This is a genomic window from Pseudomonas sp. Pme6b, assembly GCF_058129925.1.
The window spans coordinates 5,000,659-5,026,929 of sequence record NZ_CM176704.1 but is presented as its reverse complement, the minus strand read 5'-3'; the positions used below and the strand labels follow the sequence as shown (position 1 = coordinate 5,026,929).

At 59.7% G+C, this 26,271-nt stretch carries 24 protein-coding genes and 1 riboswitch; of the genes, 14 read left to right on the top strand and 10 right to left on the bottom strand.

Annotated elements, in window-relative coordinates:
• Positions 1-9 precede the first annotated feature (9 nt).
• Both AC4ANE_RS22800 and AC4ANE_RS22795 read right to left on the bottom strand, forming a co-directional pair.
• On the bottom strand, positions 10-216 hold the full coding sequence (locus tag AC4ANE_RS22800; RefSeq protein ID WP_002552179.1) for a hypothetical protein: 207 nt from the start codon (positions 214-216) through the stop codon (positions 10-12).
• Positions 217-496: 280 nt separating this feature from the next.
• The gene (locus AC4ANE_RS22795; protein WP_002552180.1) at positions 497-1,660 is read right to left on the bottom strand and encodes a 1-acyl-sn-glycerol-3-phosphate acyltransferase; all 1,164 of its coding nucleotides are present in this window, start codon (positions 1,658-1,660) and stop codon (positions 497-499) included.
• Between the two features lie 106 nt (positions 1,661-1,766).
• Here AC4ANE_RS22795 and AC4ANE_RS22790 point away from each other — a divergent pair, with 106 nt between their 5' ends.
• The 4 genes from AC4ANE_RS22790 (at position 1,767) to AC4ANE_RS22775 (ending at position 3,869) form a co-directional block, all read left to right on the top strand.
• Positions 1,767-1,949 (top strand): CPXCG motif-containing cysteine-rich protein, encoded by a 183-nt coding sequence (locus AC4ANE_RS22790; RefSeq protein WP_002552181.1) that lies wholly within the window; start codon positions 1,767-1,769, stop codon positions 1,947-1,949.
• Positions 1,949-2,209, top strand: a complete 261-nt coding sequence (locus AC4ANE_RS22785; RefSeq protein ID WP_002552182.1) for a putative signal transducing protein — start codon at positions 1,949-1,951, stop codon at positions 2,207-2,209. Before AC4ANE_RS22790 ends, AC4ANE_RS22785 begins: the two co-directional genes overlap by 1 nt.
• A gap of 29 nt (positions 2,210-2,238) precedes the next feature.
• The gene (locus AC4ANE_RS22780) at positions 2,239-2,868 is read left to right on the top strand and encodes an SOS response-associated peptidase (RefSeq protein ID WP_002552183.1); all 630 of its coding nucleotides are present in this window, start codon (positions 2,239-2,241) and stop codon (positions 2,866-2,868) included.
• Between the two features lie 182 nt (positions 2,869-3,050).
• Positions 3,051-3,869: a M48 family metallopeptidase gene (locus AC4ANE_RS22775; RefSeq protein WP_031597635.1), complete on the top strand. Its 819-nt coding sequence runs from the start codon at positions 3,051-3,053 to the stop codon at positions 3,867-3,869.
• A 51-nt stretch (positions 3,870-3,920) separates the two neighbouring features.
• On the opposite strand, the gene AC4ANE_RS22770 is transcribed toward AC4ANE_RS22775, so the two are convergent.
• On the bottom strand, positions 3,921-4,505 hold the full coding sequence (locus AC4ANE_RS22770; protein WP_002552184.1) for a TMEM165/GDT1 family protein: 585 nt from the start codon (positions 4,503-4,505) through the stop codon (positions 3,921-3,923).
• A 69-nt stretch (positions 4,506-4,574) separates the two neighbouring features.
• Positions 4,575-4,713: riboswitch (yybP-ykoY riboswitch) on the bottom strand.
• Positions 4,714-4,751: 38 nt separating this feature from the next.
• Complete coding sequence (locus tag AC4ANE_RS22765) at positions 4,752-5,750, bottom strand: methyltransferase (RefSeq protein WP_002552185.1); 999 nt, start codon at positions 5,748-5,750, stop codon at positions 4,752-4,754.
• A gap of 432 nt (positions 5,751-6,182) precedes the next feature.
• Between AC4ANE_RS22765 and AC4ANE_RS22760 the strand changes: the two genes are divergently transcribed.
• From AC4ANE_RS22760 to AC4ANE_RS22740, 5 genes are all read left to right on the top strand, one after another.
• Entirely contained in the window at positions 6,183-6,815 is a 633-nt protein-coding gene (locus AC4ANE_RS22760) for a LysE family translocator (protein ID WP_002552186.1), read from the top strand.
• 168 nt (positions 6,816-6,983) lie between these two features.
• Entirely contained in the window at positions 6,984-8,666 is a 1,683-nt protein-coding gene (locus AC4ANE_RS22755) for a fatty acid--CoA ligase (RefSeq protein ID WP_002552187.1), read from the top strand.
• Positions 8,667-8,979: 313 nt separating this feature from the next.
• On the top strand, positions 8,980-10,917 hold the full coding sequence (locus AC4ANE_RS22750) for a DUF1302 domain-containing protein (protein ID WP_002552188.1): 1,938 nt from the start codon (positions 8,980-8,982) through the stop codon (positions 10,915-10,917).
• Positions 10,918-10,945: 28 nt separating this feature from the next.
• Complete coding sequence (locus tag AC4ANE_RS22745; RefSeq protein WP_005746200.1) at positions 10,946-12,310, top strand: DUF1329 domain-containing protein; 1,365 nt, start codon at positions 10,946-10,948, stop codon at positions 12,308-12,310.
• Between the two features lie 209 nt (positions 12,311-12,519).
• Positions 12,520-15,249 (top strand): winged helix-turn-helix domain-containing protein, encoded by a 2,730-nt coding sequence (locus AC4ANE_RS22740; protein ID WP_002552190.1) that lies wholly within the window; start codon positions 12,520-12,522, stop codon positions 15,247-15,249.
• Positions 15,250-15,273: 24 nt separating this feature from the next.
• Here AC4ANE_RS22740 and AC4ANE_RS22735 read toward each other — a convergent pair whose 3' ends face one another.
• From AC4ANE_RS22735 to rutA, 6 genes are all read right to left on the bottom strand, one after another.
• Positions 15,274-16,455: a cyclic di-GMP phosphodiesterase gene (locus tag AC4ANE_RS22735; RefSeq protein WP_005733226.1), complete on the bottom strand. Its 1,182-nt coding sequence runs from the start codon at positions 16,453-16,455 to the stop codon at positions 15,274-15,276.
• A 285-nt stretch (positions 16,456-16,740) separates the two neighbouring features.
• Positions 16,741-17,277, bottom strand: a complete 537-nt coding sequence (rutF, locus tag AC4ANE_RS22730; protein WP_002552192.1) for an NADH-dependent FMN reductase RutF — start codon at positions 17,275-17,277, stop codon at positions 16,741-16,743.
• A gap of 13 nt (positions 17,278-17,290) precedes the next feature.
• Positions 17,291-18,070 (bottom strand): pyrimidine utilization protein D, encoded by a 780-nt coding sequence (gene rutD / locus AC4ANE_RS22725; RefSeq protein WP_002552193.1) that lies wholly within the window; start codon positions 18,068-18,070, stop codon positions 17,291-17,293.
• A 44-nt stretch (positions 18,071-18,114) separates the two neighbouring features.
• Positions 18,115-18,498 carry a pyrimidine utilization protein C gene (rutC, locus tag AC4ANE_RS22720; protein WP_002552194.1) on the bottom strand — a complete coding sequence of 128 codons (384 nt, stop codon included), beginning with the start codon at positions 18,496-18,498 and terminating at the stop codon, positions 18,115-18,117.
• 10 nt (positions 18,499-18,508) lie between these two features.
• Positions 18,509-19,246, bottom strand: a complete 738-nt coding sequence (gene rutB / locus AC4ANE_RS22715; RefSeq protein ID WP_002552195.1) for a pyrimidine utilization protein B — start codon at positions 19,244-19,246, stop codon at positions 18,509-18,511.
• Positions 19,246-20,328, bottom strand: coding sequence for a pyrimidine utilization protein A (gene rutA, locus AC4ANE_RS22710; RefSeq protein ID WP_002552196.1), 1,083 nt, complete (start codon positions 20,326-20,328; stop codon positions 19,246-19,248). Before rutA ends, rutB begins: the two co-directional genes overlap by 1 nt.
• 270 nt (positions 20,329-20,598) lie before the next feature.
• Here rutA and rutR point away from each other — a divergent pair, with 270 nt between their 5' ends.
• The 5 genes from rutR to AC4ANE_RS22685 all read left to right on the top strand — a co-directional run bounded on the left by rutR (position 20,599) and on the right by AC4ANE_RS22685 (position 26,182).
• Complete coding sequence (gene rutR / locus AC4ANE_RS22705) at positions 20,599-21,327, top strand: pyrimidine utilization regulatory protein R (protein WP_031595175.1); 729 nt, start codon at positions 20,599-20,601, stop codon at positions 21,325-21,327.
• Between the two features lie 221 nt (positions 21,328-21,548).
• Positions 21,549-22,640, top strand: a complete 1,092-nt coding sequence (locus AC4ANE_RS22700; RefSeq protein WP_002552197.1) for a BMP family ABC transporter substrate-binding protein — start codon at positions 21,549-21,551, stop codon at positions 22,638-22,640.
• Positions 22,637-24,148, top strand: a complete 1,512-nt coding sequence (locus tag AC4ANE_RS22695) for an ABC transporter ATP-binding protein (protein ID WP_002552198.1) — start codon at positions 22,637-22,639, stop codon at positions 24,146-24,148. Before AC4ANE_RS22700 ends, AC4ANE_RS22695 begins: the two co-directional genes overlap by 4 nt.
• A complete protein-coding gene (locus tag AC4ANE_RS22690) occupies positions 24,141-25,256 on the top strand; it encodes an ABC transporter permease (protein ID WP_002552199.1) in 1,116 nt (371 codons plus the stop codon). The genes AC4ANE_RS22695 and AC4ANE_RS22690 overlap by 8 nt, the downstream gene beginning before the upstream one ends.
• Entirely contained in the window at positions 25,256-26,182 is a 927-nt protein-coding gene (locus AC4ANE_RS22685) for an ABC transporter permease (RefSeq protein WP_002552200.1), read from the top strand. The genes AC4ANE_RS22690 and AC4ANE_RS22685 overlap by 1 nt, the downstream gene beginning before the upstream one ends.
• The last annotated feature ends 89 nt before the right edge of the window (positions 26,183-26,271 follow it).

The following is a 26,271-nucleotide window of genomic DNA, read 5'->3' as shown; positions in this document are numbered from 1 at the left end:
TTGTCAGGCTCAAGCTGCCTGCTGATAAAAATCCAGAAAACTGAAACCGGTGTTCTGATCCATATCCGGCAGGTCATGATGAACGTGCCCGCCCAGTGCACAATAGACCAGCCAGTGGCGGTCCTGAACGTTGAAGGCCAGACCGTCGATCAACTCCTGCTGTTCATCGCTCTGGGCGATGAGGTAAAGGCGATCCTGATTTTTTGCGTGCAGCATGACAAGCTCCAAAAAGAGGGAAGTCCGTTTCTCGAGGAGCCACACAATGAGGGTGTCACGTTACGCTTGGGTGACAGCAGCAGCGAATTGTCATGCAGGATGTTTCTGGGGCTGCATGAATATGCGGAGCACGGACCTGATACGTGCTCTCCCGTACACCTATCGTTCCTCACGCTCCAGCGTAGGAATGCCTTGGGTGACGCTCTGCGTCACGGCGCGCTGACGAGCGTCCAGAACGGCGTACCCACGCGGAGCATGGGCACGATAGACGTTCCGGTTCTTAAAGCGCCAACCCGGCCTTGACCCGATATTGGTTGCGTACCGGTATCGCGTACTGCTGAATCAGGTAAGGGCGATGCTCGGTCGGCACGCCTGCCAGGCGGCCTTCCCATTCATCTTTGGCGCGTTCGAGTTCGTCGGCCGCAAACACTGCGGACGCTGGCGGTACGTCGAGGCTCGGGTCGGCGTCGCTCCATTGCGCGTACGCCAGGTAATGCACCGGGAACAGACGATAGCCGCCGAGAATCTGCCGGTCCATTTCGATAGCCAGTTGCTTGGTGTCCTCGAAGTGCTCGGTGATCGGCGGCGCGAAGTTCACATGCACGCGACCTTTATAACCGGTGATGCCCAGTGCAATGCTCACGTCGTCTTCGCCCGGCGTCTTGGTGTATGAGCCGGTGGTCGCACGAATGTACAGCTCGCGCGCTTTGGCGCTGTCGCACGGATCGTACTCATAGCTGATCGAAACCGGGATCAGGTTCAGCGAACGAATCACGTCGCCAAACGGTTCATCCTTGCGGCTCATGTGAAACATCTTGAGGATCGCCGACTCGGTGCGGTCGTCACCATCCTTCGCGCGGCCTTCGGCCTGGGCGATCCAGATGGACTGGCAATCCTTGGTGATCGAGTGGTTGATATACGCCGACAGCAATTGGTAAGCCGCCATTTTCTCGCGCCGCCCGATAATCGAGCGGTGCACGATGAAGCTCTTGTTCAGGCGCATCAGATCGCTGACAAACGGCTTCTGCAGCAGGTTGTCGCCAATGGCAATGCGCGGAGTTGGCAGGCCTGCGTGGTACACGGCATAGTTGACGAACGCCGGGTCCATGACGATATCGCGGTGGTTGGCCAGAAACAGATAGGCACAACCGGACTTGAGCTGCTCGACGCCGGTATAGGTGACTCCGTCCGTAGCGCGCTCGATGGTGTGGTCGACGTAATATTCGACTTTGTCCTGCAGCGTGGCGACCGAGTCGATACCGGCAAACTCGCGACGCAGCTTGCGCGCCAAAGTCGGCTGCAGCAGCCAGCCGAATGCGCCCGCCAGGCGGGGAAAACGGAATCGGGTCAGAATTGCGAGAAAGGCTTTGTCGCTCAGCAGGCGTGCCAAGACGGCGGGGACTTCTGCATCGTTGTACGGTCGGATGGCATCAAATTCGCCCATCATGCTCTCTTGTTGGAATCGGATAGGGTAAAAAGAAGACGTACTTGTTAAAACAGCCTTCTGAAGAATGGGGCAATTATACGCATAACTGATCCCGGAGACCGTGATGCAGGAATTACAGAGTTACGACTGCCCTTATTGCGGCGAACCTGTCGAGGCCGTACTGGACCTGTCCGGTGGCGATCAACAGTACATTGAAGACTGTCCGGTCTGTTGCCGCCCGATCATTTTCGATCTGCAGACCGACGGCGAAGACTGGAACCTGGATGTTCGCAGCGAGAACGAGTGATGCAAAAGATCTACGAGCCCGAGAACCTCATGGAGGCCGAGTTGCTGCTGGCGATGCTCGCCAGCGAAGGCATCGAGGCGCATCTGGCCGGTCGCGACCTGCTCGGTGCGATGGGCGAGCTGCCGGGGCTGGGGCTTCTGGCGCTCAAGGTCGACGACGCACAGGTCGAACAGGCACGCGAGCTGATCACTGCGTACAATAGCGCTTCGCCCTTGTCTGGCGATGAGCCGGACGACTTTCCCGATGTACTGGTGTGCTGAGCACCTTCAATAGAGTCTGATTAGCCCCCATGTGTGGACGCTTCGCCCTGTTTCGCTGGACCCCTGCCTTTGCCGCCTTGCCCGGTTTTCCCGCCGACCAGCAGGCGCAATGGAACATTTCGCCAGCCGACTGGGTGTTGATCATGCGTGCCGCTGAAAACGAGGGCGGGATCGAGCTGGTGCGTGCGCGTTGGGGTTTGACCCCGGCCTGGCTCACCGATCTGTCGAAAACACCTGCCCATGCACGCGCCGAAACCGTGGCCGAGCAACCCATGTTTCGTGATGCCTTTACCCATCGCCGCTGCCTGCTGCCCGCCAACGGCTTTTACGAGTGGCGCGGCGCACTGCGCAAGCGTCCGTTCTGGCTGACGCCGGGGGAGGGCGCCGCGCTGTTTTTCGCCGCCATCTGGGAAGCCTATCCGGTGCAGGGGCATACGTACCTGAGCGTGGCGGTGGTCACGCAGGCGGCTGCGACTCAGCGTCGCCCGCTGATTCTGGATGCCAGCGGCCAGAAAGCCTGGCTGGCTGCCGACACACCGCTGCCGACCCTGCAAGCGTTGCTGGCAGCTCCGCAGACCGCATTGCGAGAGCGACCACTGGCCAATCTGGTCAACGATCCGAAGCTCAATGCACCTGAATGTCTGACGCCATTGAGTTAGACGGGCAGGGATAAGACCGATGAATCAGACAAATCCGATATCCGCCTTGAAGCGCATCTGATACAAACTGGACATACCTGCGGGAACCATCCACCTCTCTCAAAGACCAAGATGCCAGTTGGCCGGTATCTGGCGCAGAGATCTGCCCCGCAATGGCCGTTTCACAAACAAGGAGATTCACCATGCGTCAGTCATTTGCCCTCTGTGCCTTGAGCGCTGCGTTGCTGCTCGGCGGGTGTCAGGCAGTCAATACCACCAGTGGTGACTCGGTTGGTGTGGAGCGCAAGCAGTACATGTTCAGCATGCTCTCCACCGATGAAGTCAACAAAATGTACGCCCAGTCCTATCAGCAGACCGTCGGCGAAGCGACCAGCAAAGGTGTGCTGGATACCACCAGCGCCAACGCCAAACGTGTTCACGCAATCGCTGATCGGCTGATCGCCCAGGCCCCGAAACTGCGTCCTGATTCGGCTCAATGGCAGTGGGAAGTCAACCTGATCAAAAGTGACGAACTGAACGCCAACTGTGGTCCGGGCGGCAAGATCTTCGTTTACACCGGTCTGATCGACACCCTCAAGCTGAGCGACGATGAAATCGCTGCGGTCATGGGGCACGAGATCGCCCATGCCTTGCGTGAGCACGGGCGTGAGGCGATGTCCAAGGCTTACGGTGTGGCGATGGCCAAGCAGGGGGCGGGTGCCTTTCTGGGGCTTGGGCAAGACAGCCTGGCGTTGGCCGACACTGTGGTCAATTACAGCCTGACACTGCCCAATAGCCGCAGTAATGAAAACGAAGCCGACCTGATTGGCCTGGAGCTGGCTGCGCGTGCGGGTTACAACCCGAATGCGGCCATTACCCTGTGGCAGAAAATGACCCAGAACTCCGGGGGTTCGCAGCCAGAGTTCATGAGTACTCACCCGGCGTCGCAGAGTCGCATTGCTTCGCTGCAGGCCGCGATTCCCAAAGTGATGCCGCTGTATGAGGCAGCCCCCAAATCCTGATCGGCTGAAACACCCGTGGCGTTGCGTGTTTCGCAACGCCACGGGAATGCATCACACCCAGCCGCTGACCTGCATTGCCTTGTACACCGCCACCAGTGCCAGCACGAAAAACGCACAGGCAGCCAGGCGGCGAATCAGGGTCAATGGCAATTTCTCGGCGGCAAAATTGCCCGCCAGCACCACCGGCACGTTGGCCAGCAGCATGCCCACCGTGGTGCCGAGAATCACCAGCCACAGGTAGGAATACTGCGCTGCCAGCATGACTGTGGCGATCTGCGTCTTGTCACCGATTTCGGCGATGAAGAAGGTGATCAACGTAGTCATGAACGGGCCGAATTTACGTGCCGTGCTGGCTTCGTCATCGTCCATCTTGTCTGGAACCAGCGTCCACAGCGCCGTCGCCGTAAAGCTGGCCGCGAGGATCCAGTGCAGCACTGCGTCTGACAGGAAGCTGCTGAACCATGCACCTACAGCGCCTGCTGCCGCATGGTTGGCCAGCGTTGCGGCGACAATGCCCGCAATGATCGGCCAGGGTTTGCGAAAGCGTGCGGCGAGAATGAGTGCGAGCAATTGCGTCTTGTCACCGATTTCGGCGAGCGCAACCACAGCGGTAGGGATTAAGAATGATTCCAGCATCAGGTTTCCTAAGGGGCGGGTCGACACGGCTATGACACGTACGACCTCCCCGCCCCGGGTAAGGTGTTCGTGTCATAGGTCTTGTCAAACCACCGATCCGTCTGAGCGGATTCCGGGTCGCACGTACCATGGTCTGAGGACCAAGTATGTTGATACGTGCCGGACGAGCATGGCGCTCGTGGGAGACTACTCCCCTAGGACGGAGCGGATTTTGCCTCCGCAAAAACGTTTCGGCAAGTGCTTATTTCAGGAGCGTTTGGCGCTGTAGATTTTAAAACCGCTGCCCTGAGCCCTGACTTCACATTGCCCGACGTGCTCTTCGATCAGTGGCTGATAACGCAGAAAGTTATTCGCGACAAGGCGTAGTTCACCGCCTGATTTAAGATGTTGGCGTGCTTTTCTCAGCAGGTTTTCCGTTGCCATGTAGTCGGTATGAACCCCCACATGGAACGGCGGGTTGCTGAGAATCGTGTTCAAACCCATTGGCGCTGCGTCGATTCCGTCACCGGTCAGCACCTGGGCTTGCAGGCCATTGGCGGCGAGGGTCAGGCGCGAACTTGCGGTTGCGAACGCATCCACGTCCAGCATGATGACGTCGTTGTGCGGGTAGCGACGCTTGACCGCTGCACCGAGTACGCCGGCACCACAGCCGAAGTCGAGCAGGTTGCCGCTCGGCAGCTTGTCGATGTTTTCCAGCAAAAGCGCCGAACCACGATCAAGTCGGCCATGGCTGAAAACGCCGGGCAGGCTGACGACTGTGAGCGGGCCGTCCTGCAGGTCGATCTGGTAGGGCCTGGCGAGGCTTTCCAGCGTAACGGCTTGTGGTGCGTTCTCGACAGTGACCTGCCAGAGCTGGCAGTGGCGGGCACTGTCGAGCTTGCGCGCGCGGCCGAAGGGGCTCAGTTGCTTTGCAGCCGCTTCGATACCGCCACGTTTCTCGCCGACCAGAAACAACTCGCGCCCGGCCAGGCGTGAGGCCAAGGCGTTGAGCAGGTAGTCTGTCAGATCGCGGGCTTTGGGCAGGAACAGCACGGCGGCTTCGAAGGCGGCCTCTGGCGCTTCAACGCCGAAATCCACACGGCCCTCGAACCGCGCGTCCAGCGCGGCCTGATCACCGGCATGCCAGCACCATCCACGCGCGTCCGGCAGTTTTCCGAGCAGGTCATCGGCGGGCAGCCCGACCAGCAACAGCGAGCCCTGAAACAGCTCGGCCTGACGGAGTAACACTTCACTGCGCGGGTCCATGGAATGGCTCCTGAAAAAGCGCGCAGTCTAACAGGATATGGGGCAGGAGGACGCGGAGCGTCCGGAGCGGCATGCGACGCGGAGCGTCGCACGATATTCGAGATGATCGTTCCGCACGCTCCAGCGTGGGAATGCAGGTCTCGACGCTCTGCGTCGTCAAGAGGACGCAGAGCGTCCAGAAAGGCATGCGACGCGGAGCGCCGCACGATAATTGCGATGATCGTACGATAGTTGAGATTATCGTTCCGCACGCTCCAGCGTGGGAATGTAGTTCACGACGCTCTGCGTCGTCAAGAGGACGCGGAGCGTCCGGAACGGCATGCGACGCGGAGCGCCGCACGATAGTTGAGGTGATCGTTGCCAGTAACTGTTGCGCAGACATCAGACAGCGTAATCTGCCGGGTCTGACGTCAATCCTCCAGGAGGTCCCACATGTATTGGGCAGAATTTCTTACCGTTGCGCTGATCCACCTGCTGGCCGTCGCCAGCCCCGGTCCGGACTTCGCGGTGGTGGTGCGCGAAAGCGTCACGCATGGGCGCAAGGCCGGTACCTGGTCAGCGCTTGGTGTCGGCTCGGCTATTTTTCTCCATGTGGGCTATTCACTGCTGGGTATCGGGATTATCGTTTCCCAGTCCATCGTGCTGTTCAACGCGCTGAAATGGGCGGCAGCCGCGTACCTGCTGTACATCGGTATCAAGGCCCTGCGTGCCAGACCGGCTGCGGCGACGGGCGATGCCGCCATCAAGGCGATCCCGGGCGAGCGCACAGCAAAGAGTGCCTACATCAGCGGCTTCGTCACCAACGGCCTTAACCCCAAGGCCACGCTGTTTTTCCTCTCGCTGTTCACCGTAGTGATCAATCCGCACACGCCGCTGCTGGTGCAGGGCGGTTATGGGGTCTACCTCGCAGTGGCGACGGCCGCGTGGTTCTGCCTGGTGGCGCGGCTGTTCAGCCAGGCGCGGGTACGCGCGGGTTTTGCGCGCATGGGCCACTGGTTCGATCGGGCCATGGGCGGAGTGCTGGTCGCGCTGGGTATCAAACTGGCGTTCACTGAAGTGCACTGAAGCCTGCATTCAACAACGCTTTTGCCGAGCGTATACCGAGTATGAGTGCCTCTTTCAGGCAGCGAGAGGCGCTTCGAAAAAACATCCCTTTTACTGATTTCACTGGCAGGCGAGGGCTCTAGAGTCCATATTTCCAGCTCCGCCTGTGGACTTTGAAAAGGGACTCATATGTTACAGACTCGCGTTCTTGCGCCCGCCGATGGCGCTTACCAGTACCCTCTGTTGATCAAGCGCCTGCTGTCGTCCGGCAGTCGTTATGAAAAGACGCGTGAAATTATTTACCGCGACTCCGTTCGCTACACCTACCCGACCCTCAGCGAGCGCATCTGCCGCCTGGCTAACGTACTGACGGCGGCAGGCGTGAAAGCTGGCGACACCGTGGCGGTCATGGACTGGGACAGCCATCGCTATCTGGAATGCATGTTCGCCATCCCGATGATTGGCGCAGTGATCCACACCGTCAATGTGCGGCTATCGCCCGAGCAGATCGCCTACACCATCAATCATGCCGATGACCGGCTGGTGCTGATCAACAGCGAATTCACGGGCCTGTATCAGGCGATGTCCGGACATTTGACTACCGTTGAAAAGACCCTGTTGCTGACGGACCTGCCCGACAAGACCGCCGACCTGCCAAACCTCGTCGGCGAGTACGAGACCCTGCTGGCGGCAGCCAGCCCCGAGTACGCTTTCGAGGATTTCGACGAGAACTCGGTCGCGACCACGTTTTACACCACAGGCACCACGGGCAACCCCAAAGGCGTCTATTTCACCCATCGCCAGTTGGTGCTGCACACCATGGGCGTGGCGGCCATCCTGGGATGCGTCGAAAGTCCGCGGCAGTTGGGCAACGATGACGTCTATATGCCAATCACTCCGATGTTCCATGTGCATGCCTGGGGCATTCCCTATGTAGCGACCATGCTGGGCCTGAAACAGGTGTACCCCGGCCGCTACGAGCCCGAGTTGCTGGTAGAGCTTTGGCGCAAGGAGAAAGTGACCTTCTCGCATTGCGTGCCGACCATCCTGCAAATGCTGCTCAACGCCAAGTCTGCTCAGGATGCGGACTTTGGCGGCTGGAAAATCATCATTGGCGGCAGCTCGCTGAACCGCAGCCTGTATCAGGCAGCCAAGGCCAGAGGCATCCAGCTCAGCGCCGCGTATGGCATGTCTGAAACCGGGCCACTGATTTCTGTCGCGCACATCAACGACGAACTGAAGGCCAGCAGCGAAGACGAGCAGATTACCTACCGCATCAAGGCCGGTGTGCCTGGCATGCTGGTAGAAGCAGCCATCGTCGATCAGCAAGGCAACTTCCTTCCGGCCGATGGCGAAACCCAGGGTGAGCTGGTCCTGCGTGCGCCCTGGCTGACCGAAAGCTATTTCCGCGAGCCTGAGAAAGGTGCTGAGTTGTGGGCAGGCGGCTGGCTGCACACTGGCGATGTGGCAACGCTGGACGGTATGGGCTTCATCGATATTCGCGACCGTATCAAGGATGTGATCAAGACCGGCGGTGAATGGATTTCCTCGCTGGAGCTTGAAGACCTGTGCAGCCGGCATCCTGCTGTGCGCGAAGTAGCTGTGGTCGGTATCGCCGACCCGCAATGGGGTGAGCGGCCTTTTGCCTTGCTGGTGATTCGCGACGGCCATCAGCTTGATGCCAAGGGCTTGAAGGAGCATCTCAAACCGTTCGTCGAGCAAGGTCACATCAACAAGTGGGCAATTCCCAGCCAGATCGCGCTTGTTACTGAAATTCCCAAGACCAGCGTCGGCAAGCTCGACAAGAAGCGCATGCGTCTGGACATTGTGGAATGGCAGAACAGCAACAGCACATTCCTTTACACGCTGTGACACCTTCTTGTCTTGCCGCGCCCATCGGGCGCGGCAAGTGTCTGCGTCGCAGGTCCTGTTCTGCGACTTGCCAAATTTCCAATTTAATCCATCCTCCCCGCCACAGGTTTTTTAGCGGCCTTCCGGAAACGGGCGGGCCAGAGGCGTTGGTCCTGCAAATCACACTTTAGAGGGATCTAGCGTCAGGGCGTGCTGGATATAGTCAGCACAGGGAATGTGCAAGAGCGGAGCTGGCTGTGTGTAGTGATTCGAAGACAGAGTCGTTTTTGGATTTCCCCACTGCCATAACAATAAAACACAAGGAGTAGCGTCGATGACAAGCATACCCCCATTCTGGCGTCGGGCCAGGTTGCCTCTGGCCGTCAGCCTTGCTTCCTCGCTCGCCGGCCCGGCCTTTGGCGTGACCTTCAACGTCGGTGAGATCGAAGGCAGTTTCGACTCATCGCTGTCGGTAGGTGCCAGTTGGTCGACTGCAAACCCCAATAAAAACCTGATCGGTGCCAACAATGGCGGGCGTGGTCTGTCGCAGACCTCCGATGACGGCCATTTGAACTTCAAGCGTGGGGAAACGTTTTCGAAGATTTTCAAGGGCATCCATGACCTGGAACTCAAGTACGGCGATACCGGCGTGTTCCTGCGTGGCAAATACTGGTACGACTTTGAACTCAAGGATGAAAACCGCGAGTTCAAGGACATCAGCGACTCGGGCCGCAAAGAGGGCGCCAAGTCGTCCGGGTTCCAGTTGCTGGATGCGTTTGTGTACCACAACTATTCGATCGCTGATCAGCCAGGTGCCGTGCGCTTCGGCAAGCAGGTCATCAGTTGGGGTGAAAGTACCTTTATTCAGGGCGGCATCAACAGCGTCAACCCGGTCGATGTCTCGGCCTTTCGGCGTCCAGGCTCTGAAATCAAGGAAGGCCTGATTCCGGTCAACATGTTCTACCTGTCGCAAAGCCTGACCGACAACCTGTCTGCCGAGGGCTTCTACCAGCTGGAGTGGGACCAGACTGTCGTCGACAACTGCGGCACCTTCTTCTCGCAGCCGGACGTGATCGCCGATGGCTGCAACAACAACCTCGCGGTATTGCGCAGCCGCAGCGGCCTGAACAGTTCGCTGACGGCTGCCGGTTTGCCAGCAGGCGCACGCGGCGCGGTGTTCAACTCGTTGTCGCAGCAGGGCGTAGTGTTCGGTAACCCGGATGAGGGCGCTGTGGTGCGCCGTGGGCCTGACCGCGATGCGCGTGACAGTGGCCAGTTCGGCTTTGCCTTGCGTTACAACTTCGAGCCGCTGGATACCGAGTTCGGTGCCTATATGATGAATTACCACAGCCGGGCGCCGATCTTCAGCGGACGCGGCGGCTCGGCTGCTTCGTTCAGCCCTCAAGGCCTGGTGGGCTCGCTGGTCCGTAACGGTATACCGGCAGCAACGGCGACGCGACTCGCACCCACGCTACTGCCGGTTGTCGTGGCAGGCAACTCCAGTTACTACGTCGAATACCCGGAAGACATCCGTCTGTACGGTCTGAGCTTCTCGACCACCTTGCCTACCGGCACCGCGTGGAGCGGCGAGATCAGCTACCGCCCGAATGCACCGATTCAGGTCAACACCACCGACATCCTGTATTCGGGTATTTCGCCGCTCAACCCCAACGTTTCGCTGCTGAGCGGGCAGCCCAATACCGATCAGCCCGGTTATCGCCGCAAGGAAATCACTCAGTTGCAAACCACGTTCACCCAGTTCTTCGACCAGGTCATGGGCGCAGAGCGTCTGACGGTGGTCGGTGAAGTGGGCTGGACCCACGTGGGTGGCCTGGAAAGCACTTCCAAAATTCGCTACGGCCGTGACCCTGTGTACGGTCCTGGCCCGCTGCCTGGCGGCCAATGCGCGACGCTCAACGCAGGCACGCTGACCGGTGCCGAGCAGAACAACCTGACCCGTTATTGCGAAGACGACGGCTTTACCACGGCCAACTCCTGGGGCTACCGCGCCCGTGCCATCTGGGATTACAACAGTGTGTTTGCCGGGGTCAACCTCAAGCCGAGCGTGGCCTGGTCGCACGACCTCAAAGGCTATTCGCCGGGCCCTGGCGGCAACTTCGAAGAGGGACGCAAGGCCGTCAGCCTGGGGCTCGATGCCGAGTACCAGAACACCTACACCGCGAACCTTTCCTATACCAACTTCTTTGATGGCAAATACACCACGGTTGATGACCGGGATTTCGTGGCGCTCAGCTTTGGCATGAACTTCTAAGAGCATGGTTTTCAGGATGACGATGAATATGAAAATAACAAAAAGTCTGTTGCAAGCCGGGGTTCTGGGCATGTCGTTGCTGGCGACCAGCGTGATGGCGGCGGTCTCCGCCTCCGAAGCTGCAAAGCTGGGTACCTCGCTGACGCCGATGGGCGCTGAAAAGGCCGGCAATGCGGCCAACACCATCCCTGCCTGGAGCCCGCTGCCGAAAAATGCCGGAGCGGTGGACAGCAAAGGGTTCCTCGCCAACCCGTATGCCAGCGAAAAGCCGTTGTTTACCATCACCGCGGCCAATGTAGAGCAGTACAAGGACAAACTCGCACCGGGCCAGTACGCGATGTTCAAACGTTATCCGGACAGCTACCGGATTCCGGTCTACCCGACCCATCGCGGTGCCACCGTGCCGGATGAGGTGTTTGCCGCCATCAAAAAGAACGCGACGACCACCAAACTGGTCGGTGGCGGCAGCGGTCTGGAAAACTTCGATACGGCCATCCCGTTTCCGATCCCGGCCAGTGGCGTCGAGGTTATCTGGAACCACATCACCCGTTACCGGGGCGGCAGCGTCAAGCGTCTGGTTACCCAGGCCACGCCACAGCCCAATGGCTCGTACAGCCTGGTGTATTTCTCCGATCAATTCGTGTTTCGCGACAAGATGAGGGATTTCGATCCGAAAAACCCGGGCAACATCCTGTTCTACTTCAAACAGGAGGTGACCGCCCCAGCACGTCTGGCGGGCGGTGTGCTGCTGGTGCATGAAACCCTGGATCAGGTCGCCGAACCGCGCTCGGCATGGCTGTATAACGCCGGTCAGCGCCGTGTAAGGCGTGCGCCGCAGGTTTCGTATGACGGGCCGGGCACCGCGTCGGATGGTCTGCGTACTTCCGACAACCTGGACATGTACAACGGCGCGCCTGATCGCTATGACTGGAAACTGATCGGCAAGCAGGAAATGTACATCGCTTCCAACAGCCACAAGCTGGACGATCCGACGCTCAAGTACGCTGACATCATCAAGGCTGGCCATATCAACCAGGACTTGACCCGCTATGAGCTGCGTCGCGTCTGGCACGTGACCGCCACCCTCAAGGAAGGTCAGCGTCATATCTACGCCAAACGTGACTTCTTCATCGACGAAGACACCTGGCAGGCCGCCGTTATCGACCACTATGACGGCCGTGGCCAGCTGTGGCGCGTTGCCGAGGCACACTCGGAAAACTACTACGACAAACAAGTGCCTTGGTACGCGATTGAAACGCTGTACGACCTGCAATCCGGTCGCTACGTGGCACTGGGCATGAAAAACGAAGAGAAGAGGGCGTATGAGTTCGGCTTCACTGCCGGCACCAGCGACTTCACCCCCAACGCGCTGCGTCAGGAAGGGGTTCGTTGATACCTGACCGATACACGCTGTAAATCAATGTCATGGCCATGTGCTTGAAAAGCCCCTTTAATGGGGCTTTTTCACGTAGAGGACATGGTCTTATAAGCTGTAGGAATTTTGTTACAGTCTTTTCCGTGATGACCTTTCAAAAGAGGCGATTTACCCGCTAGTCTCCGAACACCGCTATGCCGCAACAACGATTTTCACACGAGCCGGCCATGACTGATCTGTCCCGAATGCAAGGGTTCGCAGACAGCGCGATTCCTGCGTTGGAGGGGCGATTTTTTCGCCCGCCACTCCCTGAGGGTTACGTCCCTCGTTCCCGCCTGTGCCAACGCCTCGAGGACGGGCTGAGCGGCAGGCTGCTGCTGGTATGCGCCCCGGCCGGGTTTGGCAAGAGTTCGCTGGCCGTCGAGTTCTGTCAGGGCTTGCCGGACAAATGGCAGAACGTATGGCTGGGGCTGAGCGCGCGGGACAGCGACTCGGGTCGTTTTCTGGAGCGTTTGCTGGGCAGCCTGCAGCAGTTTTTCCCGCAACTGGGCACGCAGGCAATGAGCCTGCTGAAAATGCGTCAGCGCCATCAGCCGTTCGCGTTCGAGGAATGGCTCGACGGTCTGCTCGACGAACTGGCCATGCACCTGATGCTGAGCAAACCGCTGCTGTTGGTGCTGGATGATTATCATCTGGCCCAAGGCCCGGTGCTTGACCGCTGCCTGCAGTTTTTTCTCAATCATTTGCCGGTTGGGCTGGTGGTCATGGTGACCAGCCGACAGCGCCCGGACTGGCACCTGGCACGCCTGCGTCTGACGCGCCAGTTGCTGGAAATCAACGAGCAGGATCTGCGCCTGACGCACGCGGAATCAATGGCAGTGCTGGACCGCCATAGCAGCTCGCTCGACAGTGAGGTGCTGCAAAACCTGATTCAGCGTAGCGAAGGCTGGGTGGCCGGGTTGCGATTCTGGTTGCTGGCAGCGTCTGAAGCGGGTGATGAAAGCGCCTTTTCGCAGGCGCTGCGCGGCAGTGAGGTGCTGATTCGCGAGTACCTGCTTGAAGAGGTGATCGACTGCCTGCCGACCGATGTTCAGGCGTTTCTTTATGACACTGCGTGTCTTGAGCGTTTTTGCGCCGGGCTGTGCGACGCCGCGCGGGACAGCCATGACAGCGTCGAGATGATCCGTTATCTACAGGCGCATCAGGTCTTTTTGGTGCCGCTGGACGAGCAGGGCCGCTGGTTTCGCTATCATCATCTGTTTTCCGAGCTGTTGCGCGCGCGTCAGGCTGGCGGCGCGCAACCGACCCGGCTGCACCTTAACGCCTGTCGCTGGTTCAGCACTCAGGGCCAGCTGGATGAAGCGGTGGAACAGGCATTGCGCGCCGGGCATCTGGATGTGGCCGCCAATCTGGTGCAGAGCCTCTCTGAAGAGCAATTGCTGGCCGAGCAGAATGTCGGCATGTTGCTGCGCTGGAAGATGGACTTGCCGGATGATCTGTTGACCAGCACGCCACGCTTGATTGTGCTCTACGCCTGGGCGCTGGGGCTGGCCTGCCAACTGGACGCCGCCGAGGAACTGGCCAATCAATTGAGCCGGTTCCTGCCAGCGCCCTCGGCGACTGCGCAAAAATCCATGCTCGCCCAGTGGCTGGCGCTCAGCGGCATCATCGCGCGTGGCCGTGGAGACAGTGAAAAGACCGAACGCTATTGCACTGAAGCCCTGCTGACCTTGCCGGAAAAACGCTATGGCCAACGGCTTGTCTGCCTGTCGACGCTGGCCAACCTTGCGGTTGCCAATGGTGATCTGTGGCGCGCCCGCGTGTTGAATCGTGATGCGCTGGAGCTGGCACAGCGGGTTGCCAATCCACTGTTCGAAGCGCTGGCGCATTACGATCGCGCCAGGGTCTTGCAGGCTCGAGGCGAAATTCTGCGTGCGCTTGACGAAGTACGCCGGGGGCAGCAGCGCCTCAAAGGGTTGTCCACCGTGCGCTTGTACGCAGTTCGCGCGCGCCTGACGCTGTATGAAGGCTATTTGCTGACCCTGCGCCTGCAAGTGGACCAAGGGCGGGTTTTATTGCTGGCCGGGCTGGCCGAAGCGCGCGCCTGTCGCGACATCAGTGTGCTGATCGGCCACTGCGTGATTGCCACCATGGAGGGCTGCGCCGGTCGGTTTGCCGAAGCTTTCGCCGAACTTGCCGAGGTCGAACGTTTGATGCACATCTGGGATGTGCCACCGATCTACTATCTGGCGATGGTGACTCTGGTGAAATGCGAATTGTGGCTGCTGCAAGGGCGCATGGACCTCGCCGAAGCCTGGTTGTTGCGCCTGACTCAGGCCTACAACGGCGAGCCGGGCGCTGCGGCCCCCGAGTGTCATCCGCAACTGCCACAACACATCGAATTGCAGCGTGCGGTGCTGGATCGACTGCAGGGTGATGATGTTGCCAGCGAGCAACGTTTGCAGGCGCTGGAGCGGCATGCCCGGGAGGTGGGCGCGCCACTGCTCGGGCTTATCGCGATGACTCAGCAGATAGGTCTGCTGCTGAGCCAGACGCGTCGCGACGAAGCGCGAGAGCTGCTGCTGCGCAGCCTGCAGTCAGCGGCCGGAGGGGCTCTGATCCCCTTCAAAACGCTACTGGGCGAGCACTCCCAGTGGCTGCATGAGCAACTGCTGCAACTGCCGTCCTGCAAGGTTCGCGAGGCCTTGCTGGAAGAGCTCCCGGCCTCCTGCACACCGACACCCGAGCCTGCGCATGACAGCGACTGCCTGAGTGTGCGTGAGCTGGGCGTACTGCATTTGATTGCACAGGGCTGTTCCAACCAGGAGATCAGCGAGCAACTGTTCATTTCCCTGCACACCGTCAAGACTCACGCCAGCCACATCAACAGCAAGCTAGGCGTCGAGCGGCGTACCCAGGCGGTGGCGAGGGCGAAGGCACTGGGCTTGCTGGGTTAGCCGGCAGGGCGACTCATCAACTGATCAGGCCGGGCTGCCCGCCCACAGCGTATCAACCTCTTCCATACCCCAGTCGGTCGGCGTTTCGATTTTGACGATCGCGTCCGGGTCGGCAAAACTGCCCAGATCGATGATCTGCGCGGCGAACGTCTTGCCGGTCCGCGCCGACATGAAGACCTTCACCCTCGGTTTCAGCAGCGACGCCTCACTTTGCTCGACCACAACGCCGAGACGCCCGCTTTCCAGACGCACCAGCGTACCGGTCGGGTATATGCCCACGGTCTTGACGAAGCTTTGAAACACCACATCATCAAAATGGCCTTTCCATGAAGCCATCTCGCGAATCGAATGGGCAACGCCCCAGCCCTTTTTGTAGGGGCGGTCGGAGGTAATGGCGTCATACACATCGCAGACTGCGGCCATGCGCGCAAAGATGCTGATCTGGTCGCCTTTCAGGCCGTGGGGATAGCCCGAGCCGTCGACCTTCTCATGGTGGTGCAAGCACACATCCATCACCGTCGCCGCCACGGGCTGATTTTCCTTGAGTATCTTCAGACCCAGTTCGGGGTGAGCCTTCATGATCTCGAATTCGTCATGGGTGAGGCGGCCCGGTTTATTGAGTACGTGCGGAGCAATCATCATTTTGCCGACATCGTGCATCAGCCCGGCCACACCCGCTTCGCGCACCTGATCATCAGGCAGGCCCATGCGTCTGGCGAGCGCGACCATCAACGCGCAGACCGCCACCGAATGCATGTAGGTGTACTCGTCGGACGTTTTCAAGCGTGACAGGCTGATCAGCGCATGCGGGTGGCGCAGGATCGAACTGGAGATTTCTTCCACCAGCAACTGCACGTTGTCGACATCCATCGCCTGGCCCATGCGGGCTTCGGTAAACATGGCCATGACGGCGTTTCTGGCTCTACCGCAAATGGCCCGGGCGCGCAGGACTTCCTTGTCCAGACTGGCTGGTGCGGTGTCATCTATGGAGGGTGCTGGTGCTGTTTGAGGTGCCTGTACACGGGTTTTTCCGGTTTCGATCCAGACTTCCCGGGTGCCCGATTGCTGGATGCGCTTGAGCACCTCGACGTCATCAAGCATGACTTCGACCAAGCCTATCCAGAATGGATCGTTGGTCCAGCGGCGACAGATTTTATGGATGTACATGCCAAGGGCAAGCTCAGCGACAGGGATTTTTTTCAGCATGCTTAGTCACCCGGGTGTGTTGGCACGGCAGGCAACGGGCAAGCGAAGAAAGCAGACGGCCAACTGCCAGATGAGGCCAGCAGAGTGCAAGGGCTACCGATCGACATGATTTCACCTCGTTGACTGCAAGGATCATCCTGATCTCAAGGTGCCAGTATAGGGCGCTGCCTGCGAAAAAATCTTGTCTATTTGTTGTGTCAGCAACCCGTCAGGCAGCCCGCAGTGCCCTGTGCAAAACAGGCGCAGTGTAGATTTCCTGACGCGTTCAAGTGCTGAAAAGCATCTTCAGGCAGCGGGTGCCGCACCTGGCAAGTGATGATACTGACGGGCAAAGTACACCAAGGCGTCTGACTCACCCTGATGCCTGATATCCAGCACTTGGCAAAAGAGAATGTCATGTGTGCCGACGCTGACGGATTGGGTCACCTTGCAGTCGAGGGCCAGTTTGGCGCTGTTCAGTATCGGCGCACCCGTCACTCCGCTTTCCCACTGGCCACCGTCAAAACGCTCCTGCTGTGAACGCTTGCCGCCGAACAGGTTGGAGAGGTCCTGCTGACCGTTGCCCAGTGTGTTGACGCACAACAGGCCGTTCTCGATGAAGGTTTCGTATACCGATGCGCTGCGATTGATACAAACCAGTAGCGTGGGAGGCTGGTCGGTCACGCTGCAAACCGCTGTCGCAGTAAAACCGGCGCGGCCGCCGGGGCCATCGGTGGTAATGACGTTGACGGCTGCAGCAAGGCTGGACATCGCATCGCGAAACGCCAGCTGGCTGACCGGGGCAGCAGGGAGGGTGGCAAGGGTTTCAGAGTCGGCATGCATGGTATGAGTCCTTTCAGGTCTGTGCGTTGAGAAAGTCGAGCAGGGTGCGTTGGAAGGGCAGTGGGTCGGTGATGTTCGAGGCGTGGCCGCCATATTCCAGCAACACCAGCCTGGCGTTGGGCAGTGCCTCGGCCAGATGTTGCGATTGTTGCCAGGGCACCAGCATGTCGTCGCGGTTGGCAATCAGCAGGGTCGGTGTCTGGATACGAGCCAGACTGGCCTCCACGTCGAAGGTTTGCAGTGCATGAATACGTCGCAGCAGGTTGTCGGTGTCGGGAAAATGCGCCAGCGCATGGGCCTCGTCATCGGCCAGCCGGGCACCGTTGGCGGCGATCCAGTCTGCCGGGTACAGAAACAGTGCCTGCGCTTGCACGTAGGCGTCCGGCCCGCTGTTCAACAACAGTTTTTTGCGCACTGAAAAGCAGCGCGCGCTGTGCGGGTTGGGGCTGCTCCACGCATTGATCAGCACCTGACTTTGCAACAATTCGGGGCGCAACAGCGCAATCTCCAGGCCCACCAGCCCGCCCAGCGCATGACCCATGAAATGGCAACGCTGGATATCGAGCGAGTCGAGCAGGGTCAGCAATTCCATGGCCATATGGCGGATCGAATAGTCTGCCGGCAAATCCGCAGGGCTGCGTCCAGTCCCGGCATGATCGTAGACCAGTACGTCATGGTCGCGGGTCAGCGCAGCCAGGTCATCCGCCCAGTAACGGCTGGATCCGCCCAACCCGGAACTGAGCACCAACAGGGGCGCATCGGCATGCTGACATCGATGAATTTCATGAAACATGCACGTTCTCCGGGTGGGCTTCAGGTCGGTTTTTAAGTCAGTGCTCAGCCAATGTGGGCGATGCTGGCGATCTCGATCAGGGCCTCGGGTTTCACCAGGCCGCACTGGATGCAGTAACGGGCCGGTTTCTCGCCCGCGAAGTATTCGGCGTACACCTCGTTGACCTTGGCGTAATCGGCCCAGTCGCGAATCATGATCATGTTGAAGGTGACATCGTCCATTGTCCCGCCAGCGGTTTCGACCACGCTTTTGATGGTTTCCAGCACATGACGGGTCTGGGCGGTCGCATCGCCGACATGCACCACATTGTTGTCCTTGTCGAACGGCAGGGTGCCGGAAACGTAGAGCACGCCATCGGCCATTGAACCCGGCACAAATGGAGCAATGGGCTTGGTGGTGCCAGCGGGAATAATCGCTTTCTTGGTCATGCGTATGTCCTCACGAAGGTTGCCCGACAGGGCTGAAAGTGGTGCAGAAGTCATCGACACTGGAAACCCAGCCGAAGAAGGTTTCGATGTTGAACAGCGCGGCTTGCTGAGCGAATTCGGGGCCTGCCTGATGGGTTGCATCCGCCAGCACCACGCCGAAGTACTCCAGGTGGAAACCGTCACGCAGGGTGGATTCAACGCAGACGTTGGTGGCGATGCCGGTGAACACCAGATTGCGAATGCCGCGGCTGCGCAACACGCTGTCGAAACTGGAATTGAAGAAGCCGCTGTAACGGATTTTCGGCACCACAATGTCGCCAGGCTGTGGCTTGAGTTCATCGACCAGTTGATAGTCCCATCCGCCTTTGGCCAGCAGTTGCCCTTCGAGCTCCGGGCGCTTGCGCATGGTTTTCAGGGCATTGGACTTATGCCAGTTCGGCGAGCCGGGCCCTCCCGCCTCGACATAGGCCGGGTCCCAGCCATTCTGAAAAAAGATCACCGGGATGCCTGCTGCACGCGCTGCGGCACAGGCCTTGTTGATATTGGCGATAACCGGCCCGGTGCTGCTGACATCGAACCCCGCAAGGTCCAGATAACCCCCCAGCGATGCGTAGGCGTTCTGCATGTCGACGACCACCAGCGCTGTTTCGCCGGGTTTCATGCGCAGCGGCTCGGGACGGGCGGGCAGCACACGGGCGGGTTGCCCGTCCGGCAGGTCGACGCCTGCGACAGTTGCCGAAGCATTCATCAGACCACCTCCTTGAGCTGCGCGATGTGCTTGCGACTGGTCATCAGCGGCTGGATTTTCTCGCCGAAATCCTCGACGCCTTTCACGAAGTCATCGAAGGTCAGCATCACGCCCTGAGTCCCCGGCACACTGGCGACTTCATCGAGCATTCGCGCCACGGTGGCCCAAGAGCCGACCAGCGTGCCCATGTTGATGTTGACCGCCGAGGTCGGGTCGGCCATCTGCCGCAGGTTCGAACCGGCGCTCTTATCCGCCGAGCCCTTCTCGCTCAACCAGGCGATGGCCTCTTCGTCGGCACCGTCCTTGATGTGCTCCCAGCGAGCCCTTGCCGCTTCATCGGTATCGTCGGCGATGATCATGAACAGCACGCAGGAGGTAACGTTGCGGCCGGTCTTTTCGTTGGCTTCGATCAGTTTCTGTGCGGTGGGCGCAAACGCAGTAGGGGTGTTCACGCCCTTGCCGAAGCAGAAGTTGTAATCGGCGTACTGCGCTGAGAAAGCCATGCCTGCTTCGCTTTGACCGGCGCAGATCAGCTTCATGTCGGCCTTTGGACGAGGGCTGACGCGGCAGTCCTGCATGCTGAAATGCTCGCCCTTGAAATCACTGCTGCCGGTGGCCCACAGGTCGCGCAGAACCTGGGCGTATTCGGCCAGGTATTCATAGCGGGTATGGAAGAACTCATCGCCGGGCCACAGGCCCATCTGCTCGTATTCGGGTTTCTGCCAGCCGGTGACCAGGTTGATCCCGAAGCGGCCATTGGAGATCGAATCGATGGTCGAGGCCATGCGTGCCGCGATGGCAGGTGGAATGGTCAGAGTGGCCACGGTGGCGAACAACTGGATCTTGCTGGTCACTGCCGCCAGCCCCGCCATCAGCGTGAAGGACTCCAGGTTGTGCTCCCAGAACTCTGTCTTGCCGCCGAAGCCGCGCAGTTTGATCATCGATAACGCAAAGTCGAAACCGTAGCCCTCGGCCGTCTGCACGATCTGTTTGTTCAGCTCGAAAGTCGGCATGTACTGCGGTGCGTTGCTGGAAATCAGCCAGCCGTTGTTGCCGATGGGGATGAAGATACCGATGTCCATATAAGGCCTCTCTGCGTTGGTCGATGCGTGCAAGAGCACTTGATTCATCTCTTAATTCGCCATTGCATTAAGCGGGCCATAAATTTTTATTGTTTTTATTCAATCGCTTAAAAATAAAACTCATTTTTTGCAGACCATTTGGTCTGAATCAGAGCACTTGGTTTGTGCAGGGCGCACGCAGATGGGGCAGAGCCGACCGGCTGGGTAACCCATATCGACAAAACAGCTGCGCCCGTTAAGATGCCCGCTCATTTCGGCATCACTGGATGGATGTGCGTGAACAAGAAACCTCCTGTGACGGAGCCCGCGAGCAAGCGCGGACGCAAGGTCAAGCCCGAAACCGTGGTCAAGACCACTCGCGAGCCCAGTGCTACTTCCCTGAAGCGGCGCATGCGCCTGATGGAAGGCAAGCGCACGCTGATTCTCGATGCGGCGCTGGAGATATTTTCCCGCTATGGCGTGCACGGCAGCAGCCTGGATCAGGTCGCGAGCCTGGCGGATGTTTCCAAGACCAACCTGCTGTATTACTTCAGCAGCAAGGATGATCTGTACCTCAACGTACTGCGTCAGTTGCTTGAAGTCTGGCTGAGCCCGCTGGTGCATTTCACTGCCGACAAGGAGCCGGTGCAGGCTATCGGTGCCTACATCAAGGCCAAGCTGGAAATGTCTCGCGATCACCCGGCCGAATCACGGCTGTTCTGTATGGAAGTGATGCAGGGCGCGCCGCTGATTCAGGGCGAGTTGCAGCACCCGTTGCGCGACACGGTGCAGGCCAAGGTGGCAGTCATTCAGCACTGGATCGACAATGGCCAGTTGGCCCCGATTAACCCGCACCATCTGATTTTCACCCTGTGGGCGACCACTCAGCATTACGCCGATTTCCGCACTCAGGTCGAGGCCGTGACCGGCAAGACGCTGGACGACCCGGTGTTTTTCGAAGAAGTGCTGGCGAGCCTGCGCAGCATGATCCTGGACGGCATCCTGCCGCGTACTGCCTGAAAAATTGCGCGGGCCCCGACACGCGCACCCTGGACGCGCAGCGAATGCAGGTCATGCACAAACCAAGTGCTCTGATTCAGACCATTTGATCTGTTCTGCGCGGTGAAATCGAGTCAGGCCGTTGTTCCATAGCGTTTTCCCGGTAGTGGCATGGATGCTGCTACGGCCTGAGAGTCGGCCAGGTGCTGCCCTCATCGGCCATTACCCTCAGGAAAACGTCTATGTACAAGAAACTGTTGCCCGGGACATTGTGTGCGGCTGTAGCGTTCGGGGCCGCCGGCTTCGCTCAGGCCGAGGGCTTGACCCTGAAGGGACCTGCGAAAATCGCCATGGTCTACATTAGCCCGCGCAATGATGGCGGCTGGACTCAGGCATTCGATGAGGCGCGCGTGAAGCTTGAAAAGGATCTGGACACAAAAATCCAGTTCGTTGAAAGCGTGCCCGAGAACGCCGCTGCCATTACCCCAGTGGTCGACCGGCTCATCGCGCGCGGTGCCAATATCATCGTCGGTACTGCATTCGGTTACTCAGATACCTTCCTTGCGCTGGCCAAAAAATACCCTGATGTCGCGTTCCTGAACGGCTCGGGCACCACCAACGCGGCGAACCTCGAATCGTTTTATGGCCGTACCTACGAGAGCCAGTACCTGTGCGGCATGGCCGCTGGTGCTGCGTCGAAAACCGGCAAGCTGGGCTTCGTCGCCGCCAACCCGTTCGGCCAGGTCAACTGGACCATCAACGCCTACGAACTGGGTGCCCGGCAGATCAATCCGAAAGCCACCGTCACTGTGGTTTATACCGGCGCCTGGAATGACCCGGTCAAGGAGCGCGCGGCAACCATGGCATTGATCGACAACGGCGTCGATGTGGTCGGCCAGCACGTCGACAGCCCGACACCGCAGATCGTCGCTCAGGAGCGCGGCATTCATGGCACCGGCCACCATCGGGATCTGAGCGAGTTTGCCCCCAAGGCAACCGTCTGTTCTTCGTTGTGGGTCTGGGACCGCTTCCTGGGGCCAGAGCTCAAAAAGGTCATCGCGGGCAACTGGACCCCGCCTGCCAACGGTGCACTGCTGTCGATGCAGCAGGGCGGCACCGATATCACGCTGAGCAAAGACCCGATCATTTCGAAAGACAATCGCAAGAAGATCATGGCCGAGCGTGACGAACTGCTGGCAGGCAGGAAAATCATCTACAGCGGACCGCTGGCGGACCGTGACGGCAAGGAGCGGGTTGCGGCCGGTCAGCAATTGTCTGACCCGGATCTGTGGAAAATGGACTGGTTTGTCGAAGGCGTGAAGACTCAGCAATGAGTCAGGTCAACGCGCTGCAACTCACTGGCATCAGTAAATCGTTCGATGGCTTCAAGGCGCTGATCGATGCCGACTTCACCGCCTGTTGGGGCGAAGTGCATGCGTTGCTGGGCGAGAACGGTGCAGGCAAGTCATCACTGATGAACATTGCAGCCGGGCTGTACGCACCGGAAACCGGCACGCTGCTGCTGGACGACAATCCGGTTCAGCTTCAGGGGCCCAGGGACGCCAGTCGTTACCGGATTGGCATGGTTCACCAGCATTTCAAGCTGGTGAAGCCCTTTACAGTGGCGCAGAACATTCTGTTGGCGCTGCCTGAGCAACCGGGCGAAGGCAGCTATCGAAAGCGTCTGCGTGCGCTGGAGCAAGAGATTGTCAGCAAGGCGGACGAACTGGGGTTTGCGATTGACCCGGCCCGGACCGTCGACAGCCTGTCGGTTGCCGAGCAGCAGCGCGTCGAGATTCTCAAGGTGCTGCTGGCCGGTGCGCGCATTCTGATCCTTGATGAGCCGACCGCAGTCCTGACCGATCAGGAGGCCGAACGTTTGCTGCTGACCGTTCAGGCCTTTGCGCGGCAGGGCGCTGCGGTGATTCTGGTGACGCACAAGATGGCCGACGTCAAACGCTATGCCGACCGTGTGACCGTGATGCGCGGCGGGCGCACCGTGCAGACTGTTGACCCGCAGAAGGTGAGTGTCGAGCAACTGGTGCAACTGACCGTGGGCGAGTCGGTGCCGGTCGCAGAACATCATTGCGCAACGCCTGGTGAGGTTCGTTTACAGGTACGCGATTTGCGCAGCGTCGGCAGCGGCGCACTCAACGGCGTGAACATGACCCTGCACGCCGGGCAGATCTACGGTATTGCAGGCGTTGGCGGCAATGGTCAGGCCGAACTGGCCAACGCATTGATGGGGCTGCCGCAGGCCACCGAGGGCGAAATCCACATGGCCTCTTTTGGCGACCTGCGCAGTGCGTCGGCTGATCAGCGTCGGCAACTGCGCATCGCTTCCATCCCGGCGGACCGCTACGGCGCGGCGCTGGCCGGATCGCTGTCGGTAGCCGAGAACTTCGGCATCGGCAACATCCATAGCGGGCAATACGGTTCTTTCTGGCGTCTGGGCTACAAGCGCCTGAAACAGGACGCGCAACGCGCAGTGGCGGACTTCGATGTGCAGGGCGTGCGCTCTCTCGATCAGAAAGCTGCACTGCTGTCGGGCGGCAACGCACAGAAACTGGTGATCGCCCGTGAATTCAGCCGCGACCCGCAATTGGTGCTGGTGCATAGCCCGAGCCGTGGCCTGGACGTGCGTGCCACACAGGCAGTGCATGCCCGCCTGCGCGCGGCACGCGATGCAGGCGCTGCGGTGCTGGTGATCAGCGAAGACCTGGACGAAGTATTGAGCCTGGCTGACCGTATCGGCGTAATGAACGGCGGGCGTGTCGTCGCCGAGTTCGATTACCCCGCTGACCGTCAGGCTATCGGCAAAGCGATGGTGAGCCATGAGTGACACAACTGCATTGCAACACACTGTTCCGGCACGCCAACCGTTGCTGTCGCGCCGCTACACGCTGGAACTTCGTCAGCAGACTGGCTGGCCCTTGCAGGCGCTGATCATAGCCCTGGCGTTGCTGGTCGGCCTGGCGATCTGTACCACTATCCTGATTCTTGCCGGGGTGCCTGCTGACGAGTTGCTCAACGAATTCGTCGTTCAAACGGTGTTCGATGCCCAAAACTTCAAGGCTGTGCTGTTTCAGGCGTCGCCGATGATTATGGTCGGCCTGGCCGGGTGCATGGCGTTTCGTGCGCGCTTCTGGAACCTGGGGCTGGAGGGCCAGATGATCTGGGGAGCGATTGGTGCCACGGCGATTTCGCTGTTCCAGGTGGGGCCGGAAGTTCTGCGCCTGCCGCTGATGATGGCGGCGGCTGTGATCTGCGGGTTGCTGTGGAGCCTGGGGCCGGTACTGTTGAAGCTCAAGTGGCAGGTCAACGAGATCATCTCGACCCTGATGCTCAATTACATCGCCGCCAACTTCCTTCTGCATCTGGTTTATGGCAGTTGGAAGGACCCGCGAGACAACTTTCCCTACTCGCCTGCGTTTCAAAGCTTTGAGCGTTTGCCTGATCTGTTTGCGGGGTATAACGCAGCGATCCCCCTGGCGCTGTTGGTCACCGGCCTGACCCTGTGGTTTGTCGGTGTCTCGCGGGCCGGGCTGTACCTGCGCTTCGTCGATGCCAACCCGAAGGTCGCCGGGGCTGTGGGTGTGCCGGTGCGCAAGATGATCATCGGCACTGTGCTGCTTTCAGGTGCACTGGCAGGGCTCGCAGGTTTCGTTGTGACGTCCGGGCAGGAAGGGCGCCTTACCCAGTCGTTCTATCAGGGCTACGGTTTTTCCGGGATTCTCATCGCCTTTCTGGCCCGCAATAACCCGGTGGCCGCCACCGTGGTCGCGCTGCTGATCGCCATGCTGTTCGTGGCCGGGCGCAACCTGCAGGTGTTCTATCAGATTCCGTTTTCGATGGTGCAACTGATCCAGGCAATCCTGGTGATCTGCGTCGCGTCGTCGGACTTTTTCATCCGCCATCGCCTGCGGCGCATTCAGGCAGGAGAACGTTGATGGAGCTTATTTCCCACTGGTTGGGCAGCGCACCGGATTTCGCCGTGCCGTTTGCGCTGGCCGCACTGGGCCTGATCCTCATCGAGCGCAGCGGTGTACTGGCGCTGGGCGTCGAGGGGCTGATGCTGGTCGGCGCATTGGCAGGCATCGGTATGCAGTTGAGCCTGGGCTCGCCTGGTCTTTCGCTGCTGGCGTCGATGGTGGCGGCAGGTCTGGTTTCGTTGCTGTTTGCGCTGATGGTGTTGGTGCTGCGGATCAATCAGGTGATTGCCGGCCTGGCGCTGGTGTTCTTCTGTCAGGGTTTGACCGGGCTGCTGGGTACGCTGCTTGGCTGGACCAACCGGCCAGTCAGCGGCTTGCAGGCGGTCGAGCTGTGGCCGTTGTCCGAGCTGCCTGTGGTGGGCCGGGTCTTTGTGCAGAACCCGTTGGTGTACCTGACCGTGGTGATTTTCATCGCGGTGGTCTGGCTGCTCGATCGTACGCGCACCGGGCTGCGTCTGCGCGCGGTCGGCGAGAACCCGCAGGCCGCCGATGCCGCAGGCATTTCTGTGTTGGGTTACCGCCTGGCGGCAATTGTCGCCGGTTCTGCATTGATGGGGCTGGCGGGCGGCTTCATTGCCGTACTCAGTACCAAGATGTGGATCGCGGACATGACAGGCGGACGCGGCTGGATTGCGGTTTCGCTGGTGATCTTCGCGCGCTGGTCGCCCTGGCGTGCGTTGGCCGGTGCTTTGCTGTTCGGTGGCATCGAGGCGCTGATTCCGCAATTGGCGGCTACGGGGGTGCGCCTGCCTCAGTATTTCGTCTTGATGACGCCCTACGCGGTCACGTTGTTGGTGATGGTCTGGGTGGCAAGCGTCAAGCGTCAATCCAGCAGTCAGCCGGGTGCGTTGGGCGAGCCTTATATTCGTGAGGAACGACGCTGAGCAAAACACGTCAAGCGCCGTAATACGGGCGGTTCAGCAGGGGTTAAGGAATTTTTGACAGCCGGCATGCTCTAATCCGGTTACCAGCG